The sequence below is a fragment of the Gluconobacter sp. GP1 genome (assembly GCF_032913585.1).
Classification (GTDB): Bacteria; Pseudomonadota; Alphaproteobacteria; order Acetobacterales; family Acetobacteraceae; genus Gluconobacter; species Gluconobacter cerinus.
Genome location: NZ_JASGXC010000092.1, coordinates 1 through 210, shown reverse-complemented (window position 1 = coordinate 210; position 210 = coordinate 1). Strand labels below are relative to the sequence as shown.

General features: G+C 55.2%; 1 protein-coding gene. It reads right to left on the bottom strand.

Annotated features, from left to right (window positions below; translation table 11 throughout):
• On the bottom strand, positions 1-210 hold a 210-nt coding region (locus tag R5H23_RS17060), incomplete at both ends, for a type 4 pilus major pilin (RefSeq protein ID WP_317216156.1).

Sequence of the window (210 nt, the reverse complement as noted above, 5' to 3'; positions counted from 1 at the left end):
AAGGAATATTATTCCAGTCCTCATAGAACGTGGTGGATGAACCCGACAGCGTGACGTAAGAGCCGTTCCATGGGCCAGCGATGTAAGAGCCGTCGCCAGTTGTCATGGACTGCGGCACAATGCTTGCCCTGATTGCGTTCGAGTTGGTTACTGCTGCATAGGTCGCCGCACCACCGGCGACTGTTCCGCCGTAAACCGAGTGTGCTTGAT